This is a genomic window from Biostraticola tofi, assembly GCF_004343195.1.
In the GTDB taxonomy this organism is placed as follows: domain Bacteria; phylum Pseudomonadota; class Gammaproteobacteria; order Enterobacterales; family Enterobacteriaceae; genus Biostraticola; species Biostraticola tofi.
Genome location: NZ_SMCR01000009.1, coordinates 105640 through 128856, shown reverse-complemented (window position 1 = coordinate 128856; position 23217 = coordinate 105640). Strand labels below are relative to the sequence as shown.

Below are 23217 nucleotides of genomic sequence, written 5' to 3'. Positions count from 1 at the left end.
CCGATGGTAGTGTGGGGTCTCCCCATGCGAGAGTAGGGAACTGCCAGGCATCCAATTGACGAAGCCCTCTGCGAAAGCAGAGGGCTTTTTCTTTGCCTGCGAAAAAGCCGCCCCGTCTTTCAGCAAAGCCGCTGCGCCTGCAGCCAGGAAACAATGAATTCGGCGATAGCCTGAGGCTGGTTGATATCCAATACCGGCAGAGTGATAGCCAGCTTTTGATCGCTGGCAACGGCAATGACATGGTGGTCGATAAGCGGATGCAAGTCCTTACCTATAGCCGAGCGAAAAAGCGCTATCTTGCTGACCGGCTCATGTTTAAAACCTTCTACCAGGATAAGATCGACCAGTGCAGGGTCCATCCGGCTAGCCAGCCAGCTAAGTGAGGGCATTTGCTGGCGTTCATTTTCAGTCATCAAGGCCCAGCGGGAGTCACTTGCCACCATGGTCTGTCTGGCACCCGCCTTTCGCAATTCGTAGCTGTCCTTTCCTGGTGTATCCACATCTACCTGGTGATGAGTATGTTTGATAATGCCAACGTTAATACCTGCCTGCCCTAGCAACGGCACCAGCTTTTTCAAAAGTGTTGTCTTGCCGGTACCACTGTAGGCGGTAATGGCAAGCATTGGCGGATGAGCTGTTTCCATGCTGTTGTTCCTTGATTACGCCCAGTTCTGCAAGTCCTTGGGCGTATTGAGATTAGCGAAAGCCGGATAAGGGTCATCAAAGACTACCCGCCGGGCGTGGATAAGATTGAGAAACAGCATGACTTTACGTTCTCCCCGTCCCAGATAGTTCTCAAGTTCCGGTACCAAGGCCCGGTGAAGTAATGCAAATGTCGGATGATCCCGCCCTCCATTGCCGACGAAGCTTGCCAATGAATCGCCTCTACCATGCCAAAGGCGCTGAACCAGATCCTGGGGAAACACCGGTACATCACAGGGCACGAATACTGACCATTCGTTAGGCGCTGCCATCAGGCCGGCCAGCATACCGGCTAACGGCCCTGGAAAGCCAGGCAGCGTATCCTGGAATACCTGAAATCCACCTTGCTGGTAGCGTTCCATATTGCGGTTGGCATTGATCATTATACCCTGCACCTGAGGAGCGAGATGGGCAAGGACATGGCTGAACAACGGCTGCCGATGCAGTATCTTGAGCCCCTTATCTTCTCCCCCCATTCGGGTTGATCGCCCCCCGGCCAATATAACGCCGGTAATATCAGGCGGTGATGGGAACGATGGTGCCAATTCTCTGTAAACGCACATAGGCAGGCTCACATATTAAGATACAATGTTTGAATGCATGCCGGGCAAGGAGAGTTATCCTGACCCGCAAATCTTGATACATTATTACCGATGTTAAAAAGGGACTGCTAATGAAAACTCATCGCGTTAACGAGCTTATTGAACTGCTACAGCCTGCCTGGCAAAAGGACTCAGATCTTAACCTGCTGCAGTTTTTGCAAAAGCTTGCAGATGAGGCCGGATACAAAGATTCTCTGCCGGGTCTTACTGATGACATGTTAATTTATCATCTTAAAATGCGCGATGCCGCTAAAACGGATGCCATACCTGGCTTGAAAAAGGATTATGAGGAAGATTTCAAAAGCGCGATATTGCGTGCCCGGGGCATTATCAAAGAGTAAATAATTGTCCTTAAATGAACATTCAGCGGCTGTGCCGGTCTACAGCCTACGCATGAGTGCCATATATTTAATTGAATAATAGCGGTTTATGAACCTGACAGCATTTAACTTCAAGACTTTGATGCCTGATCTGATAATGGACGCCCTGCAGGGGGTCGGTTTAGCTGTGGATTCAGGATTAACCGCACTCAACAGCTACGAGAACCGGGTTTATCAGTTTCTGGATGAAGACCGAAAACGCTATGTGGTGAAATTCTACCGTCCGGAACGCTGGTCAATTGAACAGATCCAAGAAGAGCATGAACTTTCTCTGGAACTGGCGGCCGCAGAGATCCCTGTCGTCCCGCCATTGCGCATTAATGGAACAACTTTACACTTTCATCAGGGTTTCCATTTTGCGGTATTCCCAAGCGTTGGTGGACGCCAATTCGAGCAGGACAATGATGAGCAGCTAGAATGGGTAGGGCGCTTTATGGGTCGCATCCATCGTCATAACGGCGCCCGAAGCTTTGTTGCCAGACCGACCATCGGCGTGGATGAGTACCTGGATCAATCAAGGATTGAGCTGGAGCAAAGTCAACTGGTCGATGGAAAACAAAAGGCCTTGTTTCTTGCCACGGTAGACTTGCTTATCGCTGATGTGAAAGCACTCTGGACCACTGATTGGCATAACATACGTCTTCATGGCGATCTTCACGCCGGCAACATTCTCTGGCGTGATGGACCGATGTTTGTCGATCTTGATGATGCGCGTAATGGACCTGCAGTGCAGGACTTGTGGATGCTATTAAATGGCGATCGCTCGGATCAGCTTTATCAATTATCCCTGCTGCTGGATGCTTATAATGAGTTTATGGATTTTGATCCGCGGGAATTAGCACTGATTGAACCGCTCAGAGCAATGAGAATGGTCTATTACCTGGCATGGGTCAGCCGCCGATGGGGCGATCCCGCGTTCCCTCATGCATTTCCGTGGATGAAAGAGACTGATTTCTGGTCTCAGCAACATCATATTTTCAACGAGCAAAGAAAGCTGCTGCAACAACCCCCGCTGCAGCTGATGCCAATATATTAAACATATGGAGAGCGTATTATCATGAAAAAGTTTTGGTTCGCGTTAGTCGGCATTTTTCTGGCGTTCGGTGCATCGGCTGCACAATTCACTGAAGGTCAGCAATATGTTGAGCTTGATAAGCAGGCGACCAGCGAGCCTCAGGTACTGGAATTTTTCTCATTCTATTGCCCTCACTGCTATCAATTCGAGCAGGTTTATCATATTTCCGAAGGGGTAAAAAAATCACTGCCGGCGGGCACTAAAATGACCCGCTACCACGTAGATTTCCTTGGCCCTATGGGTAAACAACTGACTCAAGCCTGGGCCGTTGCGATAGCTCTGGGTGTCGAAGATAAAGTCACCCCGCTGATGTTTGATGCGGTGCAGAAAACACAAACTCTACAAACTCCTGATGATATTCGCGATGTATTTGTCAAAGCTGGGGTGAGCGCTCAGGAATATGATTCCGCATGGAATAGTTTTGTCGTGAAATCCCTGGTGGTCCAGCAGGAGAAGGCCGCTGCAGATCTTCAATTGCGTGGGGTGCCTGCCATGTTTGTTAATGGTAAATATATGGTCAAAAACGACGGTCTTGATACCTCATCAATGGATGTATATGTAAAACAATTCGCTGATGTCGTTAAGTATTTACTGACACAAAAATAATCATTTGAAGCACATGTTTCCTTACGCCGGTGATTGCCGGCGTTTTTAATATCCCGCTAAGGATCTTGTCACCGCACGCTCGACCTACAGTAATGTTGCTCTATACCCCGCGGATCCTAATAGCCGATTATCAAAAAGCGGTGATCGTAATGGTTAAATCAGCGTGTTATATCCACAATGATTTGATCGCGGCAATATATAAGATTGACTAGATGGATCCTTTTTATCTATATGATTTTTATGTATATTTATGTTTTTTATAATCCCTTTATTAATATCGAAAGATGAGTGAGATTTTTTACTCACAAAGTTATCCACAAAACGCATACACATTTATCCGCCTTAGGCGCAGTCTTGCTTCGCCATTTATCTCTTAATTATGTAAACAGAATTTATACTATTGTATGCCTTTTTAATCGCCGTGACAGCCGTCAGGCTGTAGCTACAGCTGCATAATAAGGTAGACGATGCTGATTTTTTTGATGGGTTAAGCTTCAGCAATCCTAAATTTTTTAACTGAATGCCACATTTGGCAGCATCAGATGCCAAGGAAAGGAAACCATGGCAATCCCCTTTACTGCTAAATAGAATGATGAAAAGCAAATGCTAACGATCTGCGCATCATTGAACCGGTTCGCTGGTATTCAATATCTGAAATACCTGTGATATGGCTCAGGTACGCTGCCGGGTGCTGACAAACTGGCTTGCGCAGAGGTCAGTATTTTTAACCGCCATGTGCTACCCTAGTGTACGTCGCCGGTTGCCGCTTATGGCATCCTACCCTTCTGACCAATGACTAAAAAAGAACGAAATACGCTATGGCTCAAATCGCTGATAATCCGCTTATTCTGGTTGATGGTTCATCCTACCTTTATCGTGCATACCACGCTTTCCCACCATTGACCAACAGCACCGGACAGCCCACAGGGGCGATGTATGGCGTATTGAACATGCTCAAAAGCCTGTTGGCGCAATATCAGCCCAGCCACGTAGCAATCGTTTTTGATGCCAAGGGGAAAACCTTTCGTGACGAACTGTTTGAGCATTACAAGTCGCATCGCCCACCGATGCCTGATGATCTTCGCAGCCAGATAGAGCCGCTGCACAATATGGTCAAAGCGATGGGACTGCCCCTACTGGCGGTCACCGGCGTGGAAGCGGATGATGTTATCGGCACGCTGGCGCTTGAAGCTCAGCGGGCCGGCAGATCGGTACTTATCAGTACCGGCGACAAAGATATGGCTCAACTGGTGTCCGAGAAAATCACCCTGATCAACACGATGTCCAATACAGTGCTGGGCCCGGCGGAAGTCGAAGATAAATTTGGCGTACCGCCGGCGCTTATCATCGATTACCTGGCTTTAATGGGCGACAGCTCTGACAATATACCTGGCGTGCCGGGTGTGGGTGAAAAAACAGCGCAGGCGCTGCTGCAGGGTCTTGGCAGTCTGAAAGATATCTATGCCGACCTTGATAAAGTGGCGACTCTCTCATTTCGCGGCGCTAAAACCATGGCGCCCAAACTGGAGCAGAATAAAGAACTGGCGCTTCTCTCCTATCAGCTGGCCACCATCAAGACCGATGTCCCGCTTGAGCTGCCCTTTGATCAGCTGACGGTCAATGCACCTGATGTCGTTGAGCTGCAAAAGCTGTTTCACACTTACGAATTCAAGCGCTGGTTATCGGATCTGGAGTCCGGCAAGTGGTTGCAGGGTAAGAAAAGCCCTCAGACGCTAACGCCCGGAACGGCCGCGCCATCGATACCTACCCTCGACGAGGACGCGGTGCAGCTATCCCAAGATGGCTACAAGGTCATCTACGACATCCAGAGCCTCGGGCTGTGGATCGACCGCATCAAACAGGCGGGGGTGTTTGCCTTTGATACCGAAACCGATGGTCTGGATACGCTCAGCGCCAATCTGGTGGGCCTGTCCTTCGCCGTAGCGGCGGGTGAAGCCGCCTACCTGCCGGTGGGACATGACTATATCGATGCGCCCGATCAACTGGACCGAGACCAGGTACTGGCGGTGCTTAAGCCACTGCTCGAAGACCCCTCAGTCAAGAAAATCGGTCAGAATTTGAAATTTGACCGCGGTATTCTGCTGCGTTACGGCATTGAACTTGCCGGAATCGCTTTCGATACCATGCTGGAGTCCTATGTACTGGACAGCGTTTCAGGCAGGCATGATATGGATAGCCTGGCCGATCGCTATCTGAAGCACAAAACCGTTGGTTTTGAAGACATCGCCGGCAAGGGTAAAAAGCAGCTGACGTTTAATCAGATTGCCATGGAGCAGGCCGCTCCTTATGCCGCTGAAGATGCGGACGTCACGTTGCGTCTGCATGAAAGACTCTGGCCGCGCATAGAAAAAGAAGCAGAACTGAAAAAGGTCTTCGAAGAAATCGAAATGCCGCTGGTGCCGGTACTGTCGCGTATTGAGCGTACCGGGGTACTTATCGATGAAAAAATTCTTTCTGCCCACTCGGTTGAGTTGACCAAACGGCTGGGTGAACTGGAAAAAGAAGCTCACCTGTTGGCTGAGGAGCCCTTTAATCTGTCATCTCCCAAGCAACTGCAGGCAATCCTGTATGAAAAGCAGAAGCTGCCAATCCTGAAAAAGACACCCGGCGGTGCGCCGTCAACCAATGAAGAAGTATTAGCCGAACTGGCCCTGGATTACCCGCTGCCAAAATGTATTCTGGAACATCGCGGGCTGGCCAAGCTGAAGTCGACCTATACCGACAAGCTGCCGCTGATGATAAATCCGCTGTCAGGCAGAGTCCATACTTCCTATCATCAGGCAATAACGGCGACCGGCCGACTGTCTTCAAGTGATCCTAACCTGCAGAATATTCCGGTGCGAAATGACGAGGGCCGCCGTATCCGCCAGGCATTTATTGCGCCTGAGGGCTCGGTCATCGTCGCTGCGGACTATTCGCAGATCGAGTTGCGCATTATGGCGCACCTCTCCCGCGACCAAGGGCTGCTTAACGCTTTTGCCCAAGGCAAGGATATTCACCGCGCCACTGCGGCGGAAGTGTTCGGCCTGCCGCTCGATAAGGTGAGCGGCGAACAGCGCCGCAGTGCCAAAGCCATTAACTTCGGGCTTATTTACGGTATGAGCGCCTTTGGACTTGCCAGACAGCTTTCTGTGCCGCGATCGGAAGCGCAAAAATACATGAATCTTTATTTCGAGCGCTATCCTGGCGTGCTCGACTATATGGAGCGTACCCGTAAGCAGGCCAATGAACAGGGCTATGTCTCAACCCTGGACGGTCGTCGCCTGTATCTGCCCGATATTCACAGCAGCAACGGTATGCGTAAAAAAGGCGCTGAGCGTGCGGCGATCAATGCGCCGATGCAGGGTACCGCAGCTGATATCATCAAACGGGCGATGATAGCCATTGATGCCTGGCTGCTATTCGAGCAGCCGCCGGTCAAGATGATCATGCAGGTACATGATGAACTGGTGTTCGAAGTGGCTAAAGAGGCGGCAGACCAGGCGGCTGGTCATATCAAACGCCTGATGGAACAGTGTTTCAGCCTCGACGTTCCGTTGCAGGTGGATGTAGGTATGGGTGAGAATTGGGATCAAGCTCACTAAGTGGCGAAAGAATAAGCTTTTTTTGTAATTAAGCTACAAGAATATGTGATAAAGGTTGTCTTTATTAAGCTAAAAATAGATAGCGTATGAAATTAAACTACAAAAAACGCTTTTTCCCGCAATGAAAATAAGGTAAAGTTAAAGACGTAGGGTACAGAGGTAAGATGTTCTATCTTTCAGACCTTTTACTTCACGTAATCGGATTTGGCTAAATATTAGCCGCCCCAGTCATTATTGGCTGGGGCGTTTTTTATTGGGCGCTATCTTCGTCCGGGACAATTTGAGGCTGGCTGAACCAGTGATCCAGACGGGCGCGAAGTTTATCGATTCCCAGCTTTTTCAGCGAAGAAAACATCTCAACTTCAACATCCCCGCCAACGTCCTGCACGAATTCCCTTACTTCTTTCAGTTGCGCTTTGCGGGCGCCGGAAGCGAGTTTATCGGCTTTGGTCAACAGGATAAGTACCGGAAGGCTCACGTCTACCGCCCAGCTTACCATCTGCTGGTCAAGGTCCTTCATCGGATGGCGGATATCCATTAGTACCACCAGCCCTTTGAGGCTGTCGCGCTTTTGCAGATATTCCCCCAGCGCCTTCTGCCATTTGCGTTTTAATTCTTCTGGCACCTCGGCATAACCGTAGCCCGGTAAATCAACCAGGCGGCAGCCATCTTCTACCTCAAACAGGTTGATAAGCTGAGTTCGGCCAGGGGTTTTACTGGTACGGGCCAGGCTTTTTTGATTAGTGAGGGTGTTGAGCGCACTTGATTTCCCGGCATTGGAACGGCCGGCAAAAGCGACTTCGATACCGGTATCGACGGGTAGATGACGAATATCCGGAGCACTCATGACAAAATGCGTCATGTGGTAGTTGTATGAAGTGGTCAAACTCTTCCTCTCAATCAAAATGGCCTATTTCGGCGATTATAGCGGAAAAACAGGGCGGGATGAGCACTGTTGTGAAATTACAGTCTAACTATCCGGTTTAGGATGGAGTAGAATAAATCATCATTACAGCGACAAGCCATCGGGCAGGTAAGGTCGGTCTGGTTTGTCGCCGGAAGGGCTACTTTTGCGGAGCACCTTCACTGAATGGTGGCAGCTCAACTGCCGCCTTTTTTATTGGTAGTGTTTCTGATAGATTCCGCCGCAATTCTATACTTAATTATCATCATTCAAGAGCAGACATCATGAACCCATCAGTAAAAGGCAGCCGGGGAAAGCCCGCCGTCGCAAAAAACAAACGCAAGAGCCGGGAAGAGCTGAATATCGAAGCCCGCGACCGTAAGCGTCAGAAAAAACACCGGGGACTGGTATCAGGCTCACGTGCCCAGGAAGGCAACAGGTCAGCCGGCGGCAAACAGGGCGGCGCTGAGAAAGACAGCCGTTTAGGCAGCAAAAAGCCGGTGCCGTTGCTTGCCGATGCCCCTACCAGTGTGCCGGCCAGGAAAATCGCCGAGCCTGAAGTAGTACTGACTGCTGCGCAGGAGCTGAAGTTACTGGAAAATGATGACCGCCTTGATGAACTGCTGCAAAAGCTGGAACAGGATGAAACCCTGAGTGAGACAGACCAGACTTATGTGGACGAGACGCTGGATCGTATCGATCAACTGATGACCAAACTGGGCATTGAAATCGAAGATGACGATGAAGAAGAAGAACAAAAGAACGAAGACATGCTGCAACTGCTCAAACGTGGCCATCACAAAGATAAATTCTGACCGGTGAATCCGCTACTCTTGACGTTTCTCGTGCCCCTGGCCTGTTATCTGGCGTGGGCATTTAGCAAGCTTTGGCGGCTTTCGCTACGCAAAAAGCGGCTGCGTTCCGCCCGGGTAGCGGGACGGCGTCCGGCGCACCCCCCCAGGCGCCGCGGCAGAACATATCCGGGGGAGGAGTCATTATGATGCTGGTGCCTGCTATCGAGTGGGATGCGGATCTGATACAGAAATACAATCATTCGGGACCCCGCTATACTTCTTATCCCACTGCGCTCGAGTTCACTGAAAACTTCAGCGAGCCGAATTTCAGACAGGCGGTAGCCCGCTATCCGGCGCGGCCGCTGTCGCTGTATCTGCATATTCCGTTTTGCCATAAACTTTGCTATTTCTGCGGCTGCAATAAAATCGTTACCCGCAACAGCGGGAAAGTGGAAGCCTATCTGGATACGCTGGAACAGGAAATACGCTCCCGTTCTGCGCTGTTTAAAGGACGTCAGGTTACCCAGATGCACTGGGGCGGCGGAACGCCGACTTTTCTCCAGCCGGGGCAGATTTCGCGCCTCATGAGTCTTTTGCGTCAACAGTTTGATTTTGCGCCTGCCGCCGAACTGTCAATCGAAATAGACCCACGCGATATTGCGCTGGAGATGATGGATCACCTTTACCATGAGGGCTTTAACCGCATCAGTATGGGGGTGCAGGATTTCAATCCCCAAGTCCAGCAGTTGGTTAATCGGGAACAGGATGAGGCGCTGATTTTTTCTCTGGTCGACAGGGCCAGGAAATTAGGCTTTGGATCCACCAATATCGATCTGATCTATGGCCTGCCGCGACAGACTCTGGCACGTTTTGAGCATACGCTTGAGCGGGTGGTAAGCCTTGGTCCGCAGCGGCTGAGCGTGTTCAATTATGCCCATATGCCGCAGCTGTTTGCCGCCCAGCGCAAAATCAAACAGCAGGATTTGCCCAGCCCAGCGCAAAAACTGGAAATCCTTCAACACACCATTGCGACCCTGACCGAGGCGGGCTATCAGTTTATCGGCATGGACCATTTTGCCCAGCCTGACGATGAACTGGCGATAGCCCAGCGCGAAGGCAAACTGCATCGCAATTTCCAGGGATATACCACTCAGGGCGAGTGTGATTTATTGGGAATGGGAATTTCTGCGATAAGTATGATCGGGGATAGTTACGTTCAGAACCAGAAAGAGATGAAAAGCTACCTGCAAAGCGTTGAACAGCAGGGTAATGGATTGTGGCGCGGCGTATCGCTCAGTAAAGATGACTGCCTGCGGCGAGATATCATCAAGTCGCTGATTTGCCAGTTCAGGCTGGAATATGCCCCCTGTGAAAACCGTTACGGCATTCGCTTCGGTGAGTACTTTAAGGAAGATCTGGCGATGCTCAAGCCCCTTGAGCGCGATGGGCTGGTGACTATCGGTGAGCAGGAATTAAGCGTTTCCGCCAAGGGACGGTTGCTAATTCGTAATGTCTGCATGTGCTTTGACGTTTATCTGCGCCAGGCCCAGCGGCAGCGTCAGTTTTCGCGCGTCATTTAGCATTGGCCTGATACGCTAAAACACCGCCCCAATAGCGATATCAGCGCGGTGTTTTTTATTGAAGAAAATCAATCAGCGCAGCGCAGAGGATGGCGGCCACAGCAGCCTTAGGCGTATGGCCCAAAGCGGCGGCCACGTTTGTCCCCTGTGTCCCGAGAGTGAATCCAGCATGGTGGTCCTCCCGGGTTAGCGACCCATGCATACTGTCGCAGCCCGGCATCTAAAGTACGAAATGACAGCAGTGAGGTTATTCCATGCCAAGCTCTTTCAGTTTCCGCGTCAGGGTGTTTCTTCCCCATCCCAGCAACCTGGCGGCTTCCTGCTTGTGCCCCTGGGTATGTCTCAGGGCGGTAGTCAGTAATGTTCTTTCCATTTCAGGCTGCGCTTCGGACAACAGGTTTTGATGGCCGGAACGCAATGCCCGATCGGCCCATTGCGCCAGCAGGGTAGCCCAACTGTCCGGCAGCGACGGTACCGTGGCGTCAGGAGCGGTGGTCTCGAACAGTTCCGGCGGTAAATCCTGGATTAAGACCTCCTGTCCGGCCGCCATCACCGTCAGCCAGCGACAGGTATTTTCCAGTTGGCGAACATTGCCCGGCCACGCCAGGCGGGTCAGCGCAGTTTCCGTTTCCGGATGAAGGTTTTTAGGTTCTACCCCGAGTTCCTTGGCCGCAACCTGCAGGAAATACTGCGCCAGGCGCGGGATATCCTCACGGCGTTCACGCAGCGGCGGCAAGTGGACGCGGATAACGTTCAGACGATGGAATAAATCCTCGCGAAACTTGCCTTCCTGGACGCGCAGCTCCAGGTTTTGATGGGTCGCGGCAATGATACGGACATCGACCTTGACCGGGGCATAGCCGCCGACCCGATAAAACTGTCCGTCAGCCAATACGCGCAGCAACCGCGTCTGCACATCCAGCGGCATATCGCCGATTTCGTCCAGGAACAGCGTACCGCCGTCCGCCTGTTCAAACCGGCCCTGGCGGATTTGGTTGGCGCCGGTGAACGCCCCTTTTTCATGACCAAAAAGTTCAGATTCAATCAAATCCTTGGGGATCGCCGCCATATTCAGTGCAATAAACGAGGCCTTGACGCGCGGGCTGTGGCGGTGCAGCGCATGGGCAACCAATTCTTTCCCGGTGCCTGACTCGCCGTTTATCAGTACACTTATCGACGATCTCGACAGCCGGCCGATAATCCGAAACACATCCTGCATGGCTGGCGCTTCACCGATAATATCGGCGGTAGGACCGCTGGCGGGCTGGCTGCGGGCAGGCTGCTGTTGCTCCAGATAATGGCTGACGGCGCGCTCAACCAGGGCAACCGCTTCATCAATATCGAAAGGCTTGGGCAGATAATCAAAAGCCCCTTGCTGATAGGCACTGACGGCGGCGTCCAGATCCGAATGGGCGGTCATGATAATGACCGGCAGCATGGGATGACGCTGCTTGATCTGCTTAAGTAATGACAGGCCGTCCATACCGGGCATCCGTATATCCGACAACAGCACGTCCGGGGTCTGGGTAGACAGTGCTTCCAGCACTTGACCACCCCCCTCAAAAGTCGTGCAGGTCAAACCGGCTCCAGTCAGTGCGCGTTCAAGCACCCAGCGGATGGAGCTATCGTCATCGACGATCCAGACTATCCCTCGTTGCATTGCGAACCTCACTGGCGAATAGGCAGGTAAACCGAAAATTCGGTGTGACCCGGCCAACTGTTAAACTCAATTTTACCCGAATTTTGATCAATCAGACTGCGGGCAATGGACAGGCCCAGACCGGTGCCCCCTTCACGACCGCTGACCATGGGGTAGAATAGGGTATCCTGTAGATGCCCAGGTACGCCGGGACCATCGTCTTCAATATCAATACGCGCCACCAGGCGATAGCGCACTCCATGCAGCGTCAACTGAAATGCGGTGCGTGTGCGCAGGGTAATGCTGCCCCCTTCCTTTCCAAGCGCCTGCAGCGAGTTGCGGGTGATGTTAAGCAATACCTGCTCCATCTGATCCGGATCATGGGCCAGTTCGGGGAGACTGGGATCGTAATCGCGAATCAAGGTCACATTGTCGGGCTTTTCCAACGAAACCAGCTGGAATACCCGTTCGGCTACCTGATGAATGCTTTGGGTGACGTGCATCCCCGGTTGCTGCGGTCCCAGCAGGCGGTCGACCAGGTTACGCAGACGATCCGCCTGTTCAATAATGACTTTGGTATATTCCATTAATGCCGGATCGGGCAAGGCTTTTGCCAGTAACTGCGCCGCGCCCCGTAACCCACCAAGCGGATTTTTTATCTCGTGCGCCAGACCGCGTACCAGGTCACGCGCCGCCACCTGCTGAGCGTGCTGAAGCTGCTCTTGACTCAATCTACGCTGGTTATCCATCGGCGCAAGTTCCAGCAGAATGTACTCTTCGGGCAGGCGCTGAGCGGTCAGAGAGAGTATGTGAGCGCGGCCATCCACCACCAGGGTGACCTCATTGTCGGTAAATCCCTGACCTGCAATCAGGCTCTCACGCATCAAATCTATATTCAGTGAAAAATACCCCAGCAATTCGGGCAGCGGCGTACCAAAGAGTTTACGAGAACTCTGGGCCAGAAGCTGCTGCGCCGCCGGGTTGGCATAATGTACGGCGAGATCGTTATCCAGTATAAGGATACTGTTAATCAATGAGTTAAGGATCTGCCCAGCGTCGGGCAGTGAGCCTGTTGCCATAAAGCAGTCTCCCGCACTACTAAAGTGCTTAATGTGAGTCGGGTCATATTACGCATGGCTTGCGCAAGCGTTGTTGAGAAAAAAGCCCATCCGAAGATGGGCTAAAAAGTGTCCACGGCAACAAAAAACAGGGATCAAACGCTGTAGTAAAGTTCGAATTCAACCGGGTGCGGAGTCATACGGACGCGGTCATCTTCTTCTTTGCGCAATGCGATATAGGCTTCGATGGCATCATCGGTAAATACGCCGCCACGCGTCAGGAACTCATGGTCATCTCTCAGTGCGTTCAGCGCTTCCTCGAGGGAGCCGGCGACGGTCGGGATTTCGCTCGCTTCTTCCGGAGGCAGATCATACAGGTTCTTGTCCATGGCATCGCCAGGATGGATTTTGTTGATGATGCCATCCAGGCCAGCCATCAGCAGAGCGGCAAATGCCAGATACGGGTTGGCGGCCGGGTCCGGGAAGCGCACTTCGATACGGCGGGCTTTCGGGCTGGCGACCACTGGAATACGAATTGAAGCTGAACGGTTGCGGGCAGAGTAAGCCAGCATAACCGGTGCTTCATAACCCGGGACCAGACGCTTGTAAGAGTTGGTTGAAGGGTTGGTCAGGGCGTTGATGGCTTTAGCATGCTTGATAACACCGCCGATGTAGAACAGCGCTAATTCGGACAGGCCGCCGTACTTGTCACCGGACATCAGGTTTTTGCCGTCTTTATTCAGCGACATATGGCAATGCATGCCTGAACCGTTATCGCCGAACATCGGTTTTGGCATAAAGGTGGCTGTTTTACCGAAAGCATGGGCGACGTTGTGAACGACATATTTGTAAATCTGGATTTCGTCCGCTTTTTTGGTCAGGGTGTTAAAGCGGGTAGCCACTTCGTTCTGTCCCGCGGTGGCGACTTCATGGTGATGAGCTTCAACGACCAGACCCATTTCTTCCATGGTCAGACACATGGCTGAACGCAAATCCTGTGAGGAGTCGACCGGCGGAACCGGGAAATAGCCGCCTTTGACGCCCGGGCGGTGACCTTTGTTGCCACCTTCATAGACTTTGCCGGTATTCCAGGCCGCTTCGATGTCATCAATGGCAACGTGTGAGCCGGAAATCGAGGAACCGAAACGAATGTCATCAAACAGGAAGAATTCAGGTTCCGGCCCGAACAGCACGGTATCGGCAATGCCGGACGATTTCAGAAAATCTTCAGCACGCTTGGCGATGGAGCGCGGGTCGCGATCGTAGCCCTGCATGGTCGCCGGTTCGAGGATGTCGCAGCGGATAATCAGGGTAGAATCTTCATAGAACGGGTCCATGACCGCCGTGGTCACATCGGGCATCAGCACCATGTCGGATTCATTAATGCCTTTCCAGCCGCCAATTGAAGAGCCGTCGAACATTTTACCTTCTTCAAAGAAATCTTCCTCTACCTGATGGGCAGGTATGGTAACGTGCTGTTCCTTCCCTTTGGTATCAGTGAAACGTAGGTCGACGAATTTTACTTCGTGTTCTTTAATCATCGTCATAACGTGTTCGGCGGACATACTTATTTCTCCCGGATGTGTCAGTGTCGTCTTGGAACGAATTCAAGTGGATTTATTTAGCTGGTTAGACTAAAGCTAAAACTGTGCCAACATTTAAATTAGCTGCTCAACGCGCCCCGATTCGATGTTTTGGCAAAGATTAGCCTGCACCAGTTTGGTTGCCAGGCTCTATAGTAGTGCATTTGGTGCGGATATCAGCACCAAATTGGTGCAATAGATGTGTCGGTGCACGATATTGCACCGATTATGGGACGTCAAAGCAAATAAAATGACGCAAATGCAGAGAACAGCGCGATCTTGTTTAGTCCCTCGTCTATTCCGTGTACAATAACGCGCTATTTCTAATGCCTGAGGCAAAGTTGTGATCGAAAATTTGCGTAACATCGCCATCATCGCGCACGTCGACCATGGTAAAACTACATTGGTCGATAAACTGTTGCAACAATCCGGAACACTGGGTGACCGTAACGACGCTACAGAACGCGTAATGGACTCCAACGATTTGGAGAAAGAGCGTGGGATTACCATCCTCGCAAAAAACACCGCCATCAACTGGCAGGATTACCGTATCAACATCGTTGATACCCCAGGACACGCCGACTTCGGTGGCGAGGTTGAACGCGTAATGTCCATGGTTGACTCAGTGCTGCTGCTGGTCGACGCCATGGATGGGCCTATGCCCCAGACTCGCTTTGTGACTCAGAAGGCATTTGCCTATGGTCTTAAGCCTATCGTTGTCATCAACAAGGTCGACCGCCCTGGCGCGCGCCCTGACTGGGTCGTTGATCAGGTATTCGACCTGTTCGTCAACCTTGGCGCCACCGACGAACAGCTGGATTTCCCCATCATTTATGCTTCCGCGCTGATGGGTATCGCTGGCTATGAACACGAGAACATGGCTGAAGACATGACCCCGCTGTTCGAATCGATTGTTAAAAAAGTTGAAGCGCCTAACGTTGACAGCGATGGTCCGTTCCAGATGCAGATCTCACAGCTCGACTACAACAGCTATGTTGGTGTTATCGGCATCGGCCGCATCAAGCGCGGTTCAGTCAGACCCAACCAGGCTGTTACCATCATCGACACCGAAGGCAAGCGTCGTAACGGTAAAGTGGGTCAGGTTCTGGGCCACATGGGCCTGCTGCGTATCGAGTCCAAACTGGCTGAAGCCGGCGACATCATTGCGGTTACCGGACTGGGCGAACTGAACATTTCCGATACCATCTGCGATCAGGCTCAGGTCGAAGCTCTGCCTCCGCTGACCGTCGATGAGCCTACCGTATCCATGTCCTTCGGCGTAAATACCTCGCCGTTCTGTGGTAAAGAAGGCAAGTATGTCACCTCTCGTCAAATCCTTGAGCGTCTGAACAAGGAGCTGGTGCACAACGTGGCACTGCGGGTTGAAGAAACCGAAGACCCGGATACCTTCCGTGTTTCAGGCCGTGGCGAACTGCATCTTTCTGTTCTTATCGAAAACATGCGCCGTGAAGGTTTTGAAATCGCCGTTTCCCGTCCGAAAGTTATTTTCCGTACCGTTGATGGCGCGAAGCAGGAACCATTCGAACAGGTAACTCTGGACATCGAAGAGCAACATCAGGGCCCGGTCATGGAAGCCATGGGTATCCGTAAGGGTGACATGCGCGACATGCTGCCTGATGGCAAGGGACGTATCCGTCTGGATTACATCATTCCTAGCCGTGGTCTTATCGGTTTCCGTACCGAATTCCTGACCATGACTTCAGGCACTGGTCTGCTGTATTCCACGTTCAGTCACTATGATGACGTACGCCCGGGTGAAATCGGCCAGCGCCAGAATGGCGTTCTGATTTCCAACGGCCAGGGTAAAGCGGTTGCCTATGCTCTTTACAGCCTGCAGGATCGTGGTCGTCTGTTCCTTGGACACGGTGCTGAAGTTTATGAAGGTCAGATCATCGGTATTCATACCCGTTCTAACGACCTGACGGTAAACTGCCTGACCGGTAAGAAACTGACCAACATGCGTGCCTCTGGCACCGATGAAGCCACCACCCTGGTTCCGGCGATTAAAATGTCTCTGGAACAGGCGCTGGAATTCATTGACGACGACGAACTGGTGGAAGTGACTCCTCAGTCCATTCGTCTGCGTAAACGTTACCTGACTGAAAACGAACGTAAGCGCGCCAACCGTTCTTAATCGTTCCGACCTGTTATCAATGCCAGTCAACGTTGTTGACTGGTTTTTTTTTGCCTGCATTACCCTCCTCTTTCCTTGCCAGACCCGGCTTTTGATCTCATATTCCGTTTTACAGGCCCTGGTTGTCTGAATGATGCGGGTTCATTGCTGTTCAGTTGGAGCATTTCCGGCTACATTGAACTGCACCATTCCACCAGAGGAGGGAACCATGCTTTATATCTTTGATTTAGGTAACGTTGTCATCGATATCGATTTTAATCGTGTATTGGGTGTCTGGAGTGATCTCAGCCGGGTACCGCTGGCGGCGCTGAAAAAACAATTCGTCATGGATGAAGCTTTTGAACTGCATGAGCGCGGCGATATTACCGACGAAGAGTTTGCCGGGCGTATTTGCCATCAACTGGGCATCGCACTGAGCTTTGAACAGTTTACCGCCGGCTGGCAGGCGGTGTTCGTCGGCGTGCGTCCCGAGGTCATCGATATCGCCCGCCGATTGCGCGAACAGGGACAGCGGGTAGTGATATTGTCCAATACCAACCGGCTGCACTGCAGCTTCTGGCCAAGCCAGTACCCGGAAGTCCAGCAGAATGTGGATAAGCTGTATCTCTCCCAGGACCTGGGCATGCGTAAGCCTGAGCCGGAAATCTACCGTTACGTGCTGGAACAAGAAGGCGTCGAGGCCAGCGATGCAGTGTTTTTCGATGATAATGCCGATAATATTGCCGGCGCTGAGGCTGTTGGACTGGAATGTATTCTCGTCACGGACAAGAATGTGGTGCCCGCCTATTTTGCCTGAGTCACTTTTGTCTTTTACCGGGGGAGGTCATGATGATGAGTCGTCTTAATCTCAAAAAAATGACGCCGTTGCTGACCTTCTTCAAATTATTGATAAAGCGCGCCTACGCTGATGATATCAGCGTGCTGGCGGGTCATCTGGCTTATGTCTCATTGCTGTCGCTGGTGCCGCTTATCACCGTTATTTTTGCGCTTTTCGCCGCATTCCCGGTATTTTCAGAAGTCAGCATCCAACTGAGGCAATTCATCTTTACCAATTTCATGCCGGCGACCGGTGATGTCATCCAGCGCTATCTGGAACAGTTTATCCTCAATTCAAGCCGGATGACTGCAGTCGGCACCTGCGGTCTTATCGTCACTGCTTTGCTACTGATTTATTCGGTGGATTCAGTGTTGAATATCATCTGGCGCAGTAAGAAAAAACGCCCGGTGGTGATTTCGTTCGCCGTTTACTGGATGGTGCTTACTCTTGGCCCCCTGCTGGCCGGCGCCAGCATGGTGGTGAGCTCTTATCTGCTTTCACTGAACTGGCTTAACAATACCGGCATCTCCACCTTCAAGGACGTCGCTTTGCGCGTGTTGCCACTGCTGCTGTCATGCGCTTCATTCTGGATGCTATACAGCCTGGTGCCTACCGTGCGGGTGCCGGCACGGGATGCGCTGACCGGGGCGCTGGTGGCCGGTTTACTGTTTGAACTGAGTAAAAAAATTTTCGGCCTGTATATCACCCTGTTTCCATCGTACCAGCTCATTTATGGCGTGCTCGCCGTCATTCCCATCTTATTTCTCTGGGTCTACGTAAGCTGGTGTATTGTATTGCTGGGGGCGGAAATTACCGTCTCACTTGCGGAACACCGGCATCGCGATCGGTCTGAATCAGGTAACAGGGAGCTTAAACCGTAATGATAGCCTTGCTGCAGCGGGTAAGCAGTGCCAATGTGGATATCGCCGGCGAAACAGTGGGAAAAATCGGCCCGGGTCTGCTGGTTTTGCTGGGCGTAGAAAAAAACGATGATGAGCGCAACGCTGCCAAGCTGTGTGAACGGGTGCTTGCCTATCGCATTTTTGCCGATGAGCAAGGGAAGATGAACCTTAACGTCCAGCAGTCCGGCGGCAGCCTGCTGGTGGTGTCGCAGTTCACACTGGCGGCGGATACCTCCAAAGGTCTGAGGCCCGGTTTTTCCCGCGGCGCTTCTCCTGTCAGCGCCGAGCATTTATATCAGCTATTTATTGATTGCTGTCGACAGACCGGCATTGAAACCCAGACCGGGCGGTTCGCGGCTGATATGCAGGTGGGCCTGGTCAATGACGGTCCGGTAACCTTCTGGCTTGAAGCGTGAATGGCGTGGCCGATGCGACGTCAGGTAATTATAAGAGAGAGAGTGGCATGTATCACTTGCGTGTACCGCAGACCGATGAAGAGCTGAACCAGTACTATCAGTTTCGCTGGGAAATGTTACGCAAGCCATTGCACCAGCCGATGGGTTCCGAAAGGGATGCTTATGACGTGACCGCCCATCATCAGATGGTGGTTGATGAACAGGGCAGACCGGTCGCGGTCGGACGGTTGTACGTTAACGCCGATAATGAGGCCTCTATCCGCTTCCTGGCGGTTCATCCTGATGTGCAAGATAAAGGGCTGGGAACGCTGGTGGCGATGACCCTGGAGTCTGTAGCGCGCCAGGAAGGGGTCAAGCGGGTAGTCTGCAGCGCCCGCGAAGATGCGGTCGAGTTCTTTTCCAAACTGGGTTTTATCAACCAGGGCGAGATCACCGTTCCCTCAACGACACCCATCAGGCATTTTCTGATGATAAAACCGATAGCCACCCTGGATGATATCCTGCATCGGCCAGACTGGTGCGGCCAACTGCAGCAAGCCTGGTATGAGCATATTCCGCTGAGTGAGAAAATGGGCGTGCGCATCAGCCAGTACACCGGCCAGAAGTTCATGACCACTATGCCTGAGACCGGTAACCAGAATCCTCATCATACCCTGTTTGCCGGCAGTCTCTTTTCACTGGCGACCCTGACCGGATGGGGTCTTATCTGGCTTTTGCTGCGAGAGCGCCACCTTGGCGGCACGATTATCCTGGCGGATGCGCATATCCGTTACCTTACCCCGGTAACCGGCAGGCCGAGCGCGGTTGCGGACTTGGGATCGCTGAGCGGGGACTTGGATCGACTGGCGCGCGGACGCAAAGCCCGGGTCCAGCTGGAGGTTGAAATGTTCGGCAATGATTCTCGCGGAGCGATTTTCGAAGGCGTTTACCTGGTTTTGCCGCCTTCCCCGGATAAGCCTCTGGAGCGGGGCGGCTCCCAGGCCATTATCTGACGGTTTACCACATCTGGGCTGGTGCCCCTGCAACGCTTGAGCGCAGGCCGGAGATACCCAGGCCTGCAGGCGGAATGCACCGCCCGGCTGCCGGGCCGCTATGGTGCGTCGCTGGCTGAAACATCGCCATTTACCATGGTCTGGTTGATGCTGTTGCCGCGGGTATCCACTGCACGCAGTTGACCGCTGATCGACTCTTTGAAAGATGTTGATCCCGCCAGGCTACCGCTCAGGTTTAACTGCAAATTGCCATTGCCTGCCAGCGGCAACGCCGGCCAGCCCCAGTTTTCCATCAGATTTACCGGTACAGATCGCCCGGACAGTCGCAATGTGAAGGCCCGTTCCGGCTGTTGACTTACCGAACCGCTGAGCTCGACCAGGCCCGATCCGGCAAAGGCGCTGGCTTCACTGATGGCGATTTTTCCCTCGTCTGCCTTGAGCGCCAGGGAAGGCCGACGGATATCAATTTTATTGAAGGTTGCATCGCTGCCGTTCAGGTTGAGATTGCCAGACCAGATCCCCCAGCGATGGTCACGAACCAGTTCCAGCTGTCTGGCGCTGACGTCAAGTGCGGTGACCTGAAACGGAAACGAGGGGGTAATATCAATCAGCAGATTGCGACTGGCCGTCAGCTTGGTGACCGCTACCCCGGCAAGCCAGGCCGGCAGTGGTTTCTGCCAGCTTTGCCGCCAGTCGGCAGGAAGGGTGTATTCGAGTCCGGCCATCATGAAATCATCTAGCACCAGACGCTTGCCATCACGCAGCCACTGGCCGGCGGTGCGCATCAACCCGCCTTCCCAGCGGCCGCTGAACTGCCCGATGGTGATACCCGACGGTGAAAAATTCATGCTGGCTATCGGATCGGAGAGATGTATGGGACCACTGACCAGTTCGCTGGCATTGAAAGACAGGTTGCCATCCTCGGAGGACCAGTCCCCCTGCTGAAAGGTTATGTCGCGCAGCGATAAGTCCAGATCGCTGAAGGCCCAGCTTTTGCCTTCCATGCGGGCGTCTATCAGGTCAAAGCGATGAATGGTAATTTTTGGCACTCGTGAAATCTGCTTCAGGAACTGCTCCAGCGACAGTTCGGTCTGCATGCGGACGTTGCTGAGGCGCAGATTGTCGACCTGCCAACTGCCATCCTGCTCACGACGGGCATTGCCGGTTAACTGTCCCTGGGACAGGTCGGCGCCCACATCATCCAGCGTCAGCTGCTGATTGTTTATGTTTCCCCTGACCAGGACATTTTCGGCCGGCATATCGTTAAGCGTCAATGAGCGGGCGCTGAGTTCGAAGCGGGCGCTACGGCCCAAAGGAAAGCCATTTTCCGGTTTCCAGGGGGTAATGCCGGCGCTGACGTTCTGGCCATTGAGATGCCACTCGCCGTGAGGGGATTGCACCGCCATGCCGTTCAACTGCAGCACGTCTGCCTGGAGAGGAAATGCCAGCGAGGCGGGATCAAGGTTTAGTGTGCCGTCCTGCAGCCTGATGCGTTCAAAATGGTAAGGGTCGGTCAGCTGGCGGCTGCTGAACCCTGCAACCAGCCGCTTGGCCACCAGCGTCGGCGTCCGCTCTTTCTGACCAAAAGCAATATTATCAAAAGCCAGCTCGCTGAGCTTTGACCAGCTATGGTCGATTTTACCCAGGGATAATTGATAATTGCTGTGGCGAGTGACCAGCTTGCCTATCCAGCCGGCACCCCAGGATGTTTGCAGCAGTACATATATCAAAACGATAAACAGCACTAGGACCAATAGTAGCGATAACAATATTTTCCCGATAAATTTCATTGCCTGGTCCAGTCCCGATGAAAGCGATACTGTGTTTATGCCGGAAATGACTGGCTATCTCAAGGGGCGAGTGCAAATCCAGGGTTAAAATAAAAAGCCGCTGCAGGAAACAGCGGCTTACATCCAGGCTTTTTAGTTATCTCAGGGGTTTAATAGCTGATCAACGCTCAGTAGTGCGCTCCGGCGGTAATATCAGGTTGAGTACGATGGCGGTAATACCGCCGGCAGCGATACCGGAGGACATCAGCGTCTTCAGCCACTGAGGAGCAAACTGCAGGATAAGCGGTTGCTGGGATACACCCAGGCCGACGGCCAGGGAAAGGGCAATAATCATTATCGCCCGACGATTCAGACGCTCGCGCGATACGATACGTACCCCTGAAGCGGCAATAGTGCCGAACATCACAATAGTGGCGCCGCCCAGCACCGGTTCAGGGATATGCTGGACGATACCGCTGACCGCAGGAAATAGACCCAGGATAATCAGCATCAGGGCGACAAAGAAGCCCACATAGCGACTGGCCACGCCGGTCAGTTGGATAACGCCATTATTCTGGCCAAAGCAGGAATTGGGGAAGGTGTTGAAGACGGCCGACAGCATTGAATTAAGCCCGTTGGCCAGAACGCCGCCCTTCAGTCTGCGCATATACAGCGGCCCGCGTACCGGCTGCTCGGACACATCGGATGTAGCAGTAATATCGCCGATGGTTTCAAGCGAGGTCACCATAAACACCAGCATCAGCGGAATAAGCAGGTTCCAGTCAAAGCCAAGACCATAATAGAGCGGGGTCGGAATAACGATAAGCGATTGTTCCGCCGCCGGCGGGGTTTCGGGCAGCATACCTGCCACCCATGCCGCCAGATAACCAACCAGCATGGCGATAACCAGCGAAGCCACGCGCAGATAAGGGTTGCGCTGCCGGTTAAGCAAAATGATGACCAGCAATACGATACCGGCCAGCATCAGGTTTTTCGGCGCCCCGAAGGTGTGGTCGTTAAGCGCTGAAAAGCCACCGCCGATTGACGTAAGCCCGACCTGGATAAGCGAAATACCGATAATCATGACCACGATGCCCGAGACTAACGGGGTAATAATGCGTTGGGCCAGGTGAAGTACCCGCGATAGCAGGATTTCGGTACAGGATGCGACCATTAGCGTGCCAAACAGCGCCGCCATCATGACCGGCACATCGACGCCGCCGTTTTTCAGCGCCAGCCCGCCCATAATCAGCGGACTGACAAAGTTGAAGCTGGTGCCCTGAATGGACAGCAAACCGGATCCCACCGGCCCCCAGGTTTTGATTTGCAGTAACGACGCCAGGCCGGAAGCGAACAGCGACATACTGATAATGTGCTGCGTATCCTGGGCCGGTAATCCTAACGCCTGGCAGATAAGCAACGCCGGGGTAATCACCGCCACAAACATCGCCAGCAGATGCTGGCAGGCGGCAAACAGAGTCTGCGGAAGAGGCGGACGATCATCCAGCCGGTAAATTAATTCGCTTTTGGCGGCCGGGGCGGTGGTCTCTGCGCTGTCGGCTGGTTGAATGGTCATGATCTGAAGCGTTCCTGAGCGGCAAAGTGGGCATTTTAATCATCTTTTTTCGAAAAGCAATC

The 23217-nt window shown here is 52.7% G+C and carries 20 protein-coding genes and 1 pseudogene; 12 read left to right on the top strand and 9 right to left on the bottom strand.

The features are described 5' to 3' along the window. Positions 1–119: 119 nt before the first annotated feature. The gene (gene mobB, locus EDC52_RS16385) at positions 120–644 is read right to left on the bottom strand and encodes a molybdopterin-guanine dinucleotide biosynthesis protein MobB (RefSeq protein WP_131866795.1); all 525 of its coding nucleotides are present in this window, start codon (positions 642–644) and stop codon (positions 120–122) included. A gap of 15 nt (positions 645–659) precedes the next feature. After that, on the bottom strand, positions 660–1265 hold the full coding sequence (gene mobA, locus EDC52_RS16380) for a molybdenum cofactor guanylyltransferase MobA (protein WP_131866793.1): 606 nt from the start codon (positions 1263–1265) through the stop codon (positions 660–662). Positions 1266–1375: 110 nt separating this feature from the next. On the opposite strand from mobA, the gene EDC52_RS16375 reads away from it, so the two are divergent. The 5 genes from EDC52_RS16375 to EDC52_RS20525 all read left to right on the top strand — a co-directional run bounded on the left by EDC52_RS16375 (position 1376) and on the right by EDC52_RS20525 (position 7182). Next, positions 1376–1645 (top strand): YihD family protein, encoded by a 270-nt coding sequence (locus tag EDC52_RS16375; RefSeq protein ID WP_131866791.1) that lies wholly within the window; start codon positions 1376–1378, stop codon positions 1643–1645. Between the two features lie 88 nt (positions 1646–1733). Then, positions 1734–2720, top strand: coding sequence for a serine/threonine protein kinase (locus EDC52_RS16370; protein WP_131866789.1), 987 nt, complete (start codon positions 1734–1736; stop codon positions 2718–2720). Positions 2721–2741: 21 nt separating this feature from the next. Beyond that, positions 2742–3365: a thiol:disulfide interchange protein DsbA gene (gene dsbA, locus EDC52_RS16365; protein WP_131866787.1), complete on the top strand. Its 624-nt coding sequence runs from the start codon at positions 2742–2744 to the stop codon at positions 3363–3365. Between the two features lie 818 nt (positions 3366–4183). Then, the gene (gene polA, locus EDC52_RS16360; RefSeq protein WP_131866785.1) at positions 4184–6970 is read left to right on the top strand and encodes a DNA polymerase I; all 2787 of its coding nucleotides are present in this window, start codon (positions 4184–4186) and stop codon (positions 6968–6970) included. A gap of 164 nt (positions 6971–7134) precedes the next feature. Continuing rightward, entirely contained in the window at positions 7135–7182 is a 48-nt protein-coding gene (locus EDC52_RS20525) for a spot 42 RNA, inhibition of DNA synthesis (RefSeq protein ID WP_071892919.1), read from the top strand. A gap of 38 nt (positions 7183–7220) precedes the next feature. Here the strand turns inward: EDC52_RS20525 and yihA are convergent, their stop codons facing one another. Then, complete coding sequence (gene yihA, locus EDC52_RS16355; RefSeq protein WP_230468079.1) at positions 7221–7832, bottom strand: ribosome biogenesis GTP-binding protein YihA/YsxC; 612 nt, start codon at positions 7830–7832, stop codon at positions 7221–7223. A 326-nt stretch (positions 7833–8158) separates the two neighbouring features. Between yihA and yihI the strand changes: the two genes are divergently transcribed. Beyond that, positions 8159–8689, top strand: coding sequence for a Der GTPase-activating protein YihI (yihI, locus tag EDC52_RS16350; RefSeq protein ID WP_131866782.1), 531 nt, complete (start codon positions 8159–8161; stop codon positions 8687–8689). A gap of 185 nt (positions 8690–8874) precedes the next feature. Then, positions 8875–10248: an oxygen-independent coproporphyrinogen III oxidase gene (gene hemN, locus EDC52_RS16340; RefSeq protein WP_131866829.1), complete on the top strand. Its 1374-nt coding sequence runs from the start codon at positions 8875–8877 to the stop codon at positions 10246–10248. 55 nt (positions 10249–10303) lie between these two features. Here the strand turns inward: hemN and EDC52_RS20115 are convergent. The 4 genes and pseudogenes from EDC52_RS20115 to glnA all read right to left on the bottom strand — a co-directional run. After that, a pseudogene (locus tag EDC52_RS20115) lies at positions 10304–10396 on the bottom strand (YshB family small membrane protein); the annotation flags it as partial. Positions 10397–10495: 99 nt separating this feature from the next. Continuing rightward, positions 10496–11908, bottom strand: coding sequence for a nitrogen regulation protein NR(I) (gene glnG, locus EDC52_RS16335; protein WP_131866778.1), 1413 nt, complete (start codon positions 11906–11908; stop codon positions 10496–10498). A gap of 8 nt (positions 11909–11916) precedes the next feature. After that, entirely contained in the window at positions 11917–12966 is a 1050-nt protein-coding gene (gene glnL / locus EDC52_RS16330; protein ID WP_131866776.1) for a nitrogen regulation protein NR(II), read from the bottom strand. 134 nt (positions 12967–13100) lie between these two features. Then, positions 13101–14510: a glutamate--ammonia ligase gene (glnA, locus tag EDC52_RS16325; RefSeq protein WP_131866774.1), complete on the bottom strand. Its 1410-nt coding sequence runs from the start codon at positions 14508–14510 to the stop codon at positions 13101–13103. Positions 14511–14871: 361 nt separating this feature from the next. On the opposite strand from glnA, the gene typA reads away from it, so the two are divergent. The 5 genes from typA (at position 14872) to fabY (ending at position 19810) form a co-directional block, all read left to right on the top strand. Beyond that, a complete protein-coding gene (gene typA, locus EDC52_RS16320; RefSeq protein WP_131866772.1) occupies positions 14872–16683 on the top strand; it encodes a translational GTPase TypA in 1812 nt (603 codons plus the stop codon). 208 nt (positions 16684–16891) lie between these two features. Beyond that, the gene (yihX, locus tag EDC52_RS16315) at positions 16892–17479 is read left to right on the top strand and encodes a glucose-1-phosphatase (RefSeq protein WP_131866770.1); all 588 of its coding nucleotides are present in this window, start codon (positions 16892–16894) and stop codon (positions 17477–17479) included. A 35-nt stretch (positions 17480–17514) separates the two neighbouring features. Next, positions 17515–18381 carry a virulence factor BrkB family protein gene (locus EDC52_RS16310; protein WP_131866827.1) on the top strand — a complete coding sequence of 289 codons (867 nt, stop codon included), beginning with the start codon at positions 17515–17517 and terminating at the stop codon, positions 18379–18381. Further along, positions 18381–18818: a D-aminoacyl-tRNA deacylase gene (gene dtd, locus EDC52_RS16305; protein ID WP_131866768.1), complete on the top strand. Its 438-nt coding sequence runs from the start codon at positions 18381–18383 to the stop codon at positions 18816–18818. Before EDC52_RS16310 ends, dtd begins: the two co-directional genes overlap by 1 nt. A 47-nt stretch (positions 18819–18865) precedes the next feature. Beyond that, the gene (gene fabY, locus EDC52_RS16300; protein WP_131866766.1) at positions 18866–19810 is read left to right on the top strand and encodes a fatty acid biosynthesis protein FabY; all 945 of its coding nucleotides are present in this window, start codon (positions 18866–18868) and stop codon (positions 19808–19810) included. A 98-nt stretch (positions 19811–19908) separates the two neighbouring features. Here fabY and EDC52_RS16295 read toward each other — a convergent pair whose 3' ends face one another. Continuing rightward, entirely contained in the window at positions 19909–21600 is a 1692-nt protein-coding gene (locus EDC52_RS16295; protein WP_131866764.1) for an AsmA family protein, read from the bottom strand. Positions 21601–21760: 160 nt separating this feature from the next. Next, the gene (locus EDC52_RS16290; RefSeq protein WP_131866762.1) at positions 21761–23155 is read right to left on the bottom strand and encodes a nucleobase:cation symporter-2 family protein; all 1395 of its coding nucleotides are present in this window, start codon (positions 23153–23155) and stop codon (positions 21761–21763) included. Positions 23156–23217 lie beyond the last annotated feature (62 nt).

Excerpts from the sequence above, each read along its gene's own strand:
- yihX (WP_131866770.1), top strand. The coding sequence starts at position 16,892 with ATGCTTTATATCTTTGATTTAGGTAACGTTGTCATCGATATCGATTTT.
- glnG (WP_131866778.1), bottom strand. The coding sequence starts at position 11,908 with ATGCAACGAGGGATAGTCTGGATCGTCGATGACGATAGCTCCATCCGC.
- mobB (WP_131866795.1), bottom strand. The coding sequence starts at position 644 with ATGGAAACAGCTCATCCGCCAATGCTTGCCATTACCGCCTACAGTGGT.
- polA (WP_131866785.1), top strand. The coding sequence starts at position 4,184 with ATGGCTCAAATCGCTGATAATCCGCTTATTCTGGTTGATGGTTCATCC.
- EDC52_RS16375 (WP_131866791.1), top strand. The coding sequence starts at position 1,376 with ATGAAAACTCATCGCGTTAACGAGCTTATTGAACTGCTACAGCCTGCC.
- EDC52_RS16290 (WP_131866762.1), bottom strand. The coding sequence starts at position 23,155 with ATGACCATTCAACCAGCCGACAGCGCAGAGACCACCGCCCCGGCCGCC.
- EDC52_RS16310 (WP_131866827.1), top strand. The coding sequence starts at position 17,515 with ATGAGTCGTCTTAATCTCAAAAAAATGACGCCGTTGCTGACCTTCTTC.
- glnL (WP_131866776.1), bottom strand. The coding sequence starts at position 12,966 with ATGGCAACAGGCTCACTGCCCGACGCTGGGCAGATCCTTAACTCATTG.
- EDC52_RS16295 (WP_131866764.1), bottom strand. The coding sequence starts at position 21,600 with ATGAAATTTATCGGGAAAATATTGTTATCGCTACTATTGGTCCTAGTG.
- mobA (WP_131866793.1), bottom strand. The coding sequence starts at position 1,265 with ATGTGCGTTTACAGAGAATTGGCACCATCGTTCCCATCACCGCCTGAT.
- yihI (WP_131866782.1), top strand. The coding sequence starts at position 8,159 with ATGAACCCATCAGTAAAAGGCAGCCGGGGAAAGCCCGCCGTCGCAAAA.
- fabY (WP_131866766.1), top strand. The coding sequence starts at position 18,866 with ATGTATCACTTGCGTGTACCGCAGACCGATGAAGAGCTGAACCAGTAC.
- hemN (WP_131866829.1), top strand. The coding sequence starts at position 8,875 with ATGCTGGTGCCTGCTATCGAGTGGGATGCGGATCTGATACAGAAATAC.
- yihA (WP_230468079.1), bottom strand. The coding sequence starts at position 7,832 with ATGACGCATTTTGTCATGAGTGCTCCGGATATTCGTCATCTACCCGTC.
- dsbA (WP_131866787.1), top strand. The coding sequence starts at position 2,742 with ATGAAAAAGTTTTGGTTCGCGTTAGTCGGCATTTTTCTGGCGTTCGGT.
- dtd (WP_131866768.1), top strand. The coding sequence starts at position 18,381 with ATGATAGCCTTGCTGCAGCGGGTAAGCAGTGCCAATGTGGATATCGCC.
- glnA (WP_131866774.1), bottom strand. The coding sequence starts at position 14,510 with ATGTCCGCCGAACACGTTATGACGATGATTAAAGAACACGAAGTAAAA.
- EDC52_RS16370 (WP_131866789.1), top strand. The coding sequence starts at position 1,734 with ATGAACCTGACAGCATTTAACTTCAAGACTTTGATGCCTGATCTGATA.